General features: G+C 31.0%; 1 protein-coding gene. It reads right to left on the bottom strand.

Annotation, left to right across the window (positions count from 1 at the left end; all coding sequences use genetic code 11):
* The coding region (locus tag U9R42_07575; protein MEA3495877.1) for a PKD domain-containing protein at positions 1–2,785 on the bottom strand (2,785 nt) is incomplete at its 3' end.
* Positions 2,786–2,945 lie beyond the last annotated feature (160 nt).

Here is a 2,945-nt window from a genome sequence, read left to right as displayed (position 1 = left end):
TTGAAGTTGAAGCGTTACCAAAATCCCAGCTGTAGTTTAAACCTAACAGGTTTTGAAATGCTGTTAGGTTTGTAAATTGAAAACTGTTTTCATTAAAACACTGCGAACTGTCATTTACAGAAAAATCTGCTTTTGGTGATTCAAGAACTACAACTTGTTTTGTGATTGAATCTTTACAACCAAGAGTTGAAGTAGCAACAAGCTTAACATCAAAAGTATCAAAGCTTGAATATTTCATTTGTTCGTTGGAATTCGTTGAAGTTGTTCCGTTACCGAAATCCCAGTTGTAGTTTAAACCTAACAGGTTTTGAAAAGCTGTTAGGTTGAAAAACTCAAAGCTATTTTCGTTCAAGCACTGAACTCTATCGTTTACAGAAAAATCCGCTTTTGGATTTTGGTTTACAAAAATTGATTTTGTTGCCGTATCAGCACATCCGAGATTTGAGGTTGAAATAAGTTGAACTGAAAAAGTATCAAATTTTGAATAGGTCATTTGTCCGTTAGAATCCGTTGAGCTTGAATCGTTACCAAAATCCCAAAAATAACTTAAGCTAACAGCTTGGTTAAATCCTGTTAGGTTGAAAAATTGAAAGTAATTAGTACTAAAACACTGCGAACTATCATTTACAGAAAAATCTGCTTTTGGTGATTCAAGGATTACAACTTGTTTTGTAATTGAATCTTTACAACCAAGAGTTGAAGTAGCAACAAGACTAACATCAAAAGTATCAAAGCTTGAATATTTCATTTGTCCGTTGGAATCAGTTGAAGTTGAGGCGTTACCAAAATCCCAGCTGTAGTTTAAACCTAACAGGTTTTGAAAAGCTGTTAGGTTTGTAAATTGAAAATTATTTTCATTAAAACATTGAACGGAATCATTAACCGAAAACTCTGTAACAGGACTTGGATGCACAATAATATTTTTTGTTGCTGTGTCCCTACAACCATGATTTGTTTCTTCAATTAGGGTAACATTAAAAGTATCGGCAATTAAATAAGAATAAACAGCCGTGTCAAGGTTGGATGTGTTGCCGTCTCCGAAATGCCATGTTTTTGAACCTGCCGGATTTAATGAATCCTGTGGATTAAAAAAGCTAAAGTTGTTTTGGCCAAAGCATTGAGCTGTATCTGATGATGATATTTTAGCAGTTGGGGAAGGATTTACAAAAACTGTTTTAGTTTTTGATGCTGAACAGCCATAATCTGAAAGTACAGTTAATTTTACATCAAAGGTATCATTAAAAGTATAACTGTGTGCAGGGTTTTGGATGTATAAATTATTACTATCACCAAAATCCCACTCCCAGCTAAAGTTACCCGCAACAATACCCGAACTGTCTGAAAATAAAAAATGATTACCATTAAGACATTGGATAGTATCATTGATATAAAAATCTGCTGTTGGATAAGGACTAATGCGAATTTCACGGGTTAAGGTATCAGTGGCTGCCGTATCATGCCAAAGAACTACACTAACATTATAAAGCCCTGTATCTAAAAACACATGCCCTGGCTCCATTAAGTTTGAATAATTGTTTGTTATTGAAATACTATCCCCAAAACACCAAAGTACTGAATCTATATGCGAAGTATCTGAAATAAGAAATTTAGAAGTATCTCCAAAGCAGGTATTTTTTACGTCAAAATCAGGAATGAAAAAGTAGGATTGGATGAAAGTTGGAAGACCAAACGCAGACATCTTACCATTTAAATAAATACCATTTTTTTTAAATTGACAGGATATTCCAATAGAATCTGGAAAACTAATAACTCCTAAATATTCCGAATTATACTGTGCAACATAGATTTTACCATCAATACCTAATTGTAATGCACCAGGTGAATAGTTATTTGAAAAGGAGCAGGGTGGATTTATATTTTTTTTTGAATTTGTTATAAAGCTAGAATCAAACATTGATAAACAGACTTGTATAATTTCATCATTACTTGTGCTTGAAACATATAAATACTTGCCAGTTTTAGAAAATTCTATTCCATAAGGTTGAAATCCATAATTTGATGAAAGATTTAATATAATTTTATTGTTTACTTTTCCAATAGATGGATTAAATTTAAAAAGCACAACTTCATTTTTTAATGGTGCACAGAATGCAATTATTTGTCCACTTGGGGATACTTTCATATAACCAGCAGATCCAATATATGAACTATTATATAAATTAAGTTCATATCCTGTTTTTGAAATAATTGGATTAGTATCAAAGCCGTTTTTACTAATTTTATATACAAAAAAAGTATCAGATCCTTTTAATGGGGCAATTACCCATATGCTTTTATTATCTGAATGCTTTACAGAGGTTATTTTTTCAACATTATTTTTAAACAATAAGTTGTTCTTAGATATAATAGATCCAAGACCATTTTTCCTAGTCATATCTACAATTGAGTAACAAAAACCATTTGACCCCCCTTCATAATCAACAGTAAATATGTAATATAAATACTTATTAACAGGATGTGGCACAATTACACCTGATTGAGTAGAATGCCAATGACCATTCAAGTTACTCCCATTGTGCATAATAGTATGATTTTTATCATATACAGTTTGCCCATCAGTATAAAATAAAATATTTCCTAAACTACTTGAAATCGTTGCACATCCTTCATAAGTACTCATAGAACTGTTTGTTAATGCGGAAGAAGTGGTATCATTAAATCTCAAACCAGCATTGTATCCAAAATACCAATTTTTAGCCTCTAATTGTGCGTAAGAATTTAACGAAACAGTTATCAAAAAAAATATGATTAATAGTTTTTTCATTTATATATGCTAAATAGAAATATTATTCAAAAATACGTAAAATAAAATCCATAAAAAAATTGTTCAATTATTTATTAGTACAATTAAAAGTGAAAAGGTAACGGAAAAATGTAGATTTTTTTTAAATTGTTTGTTTGGGTGCTGTAAATGGTGAAAATTT

It is taken from the genome of Bacteroidota bacterium (assembly GCA_034723125.1).
Lineage (GTDB): Bacteria > Bacteroidota > Bacteroidia > CAILMK01 > JAAYUY01 > JAYEOP01.
This window is presented reverse-complemented; position numbering and strand designations above follow the sequence as displayed.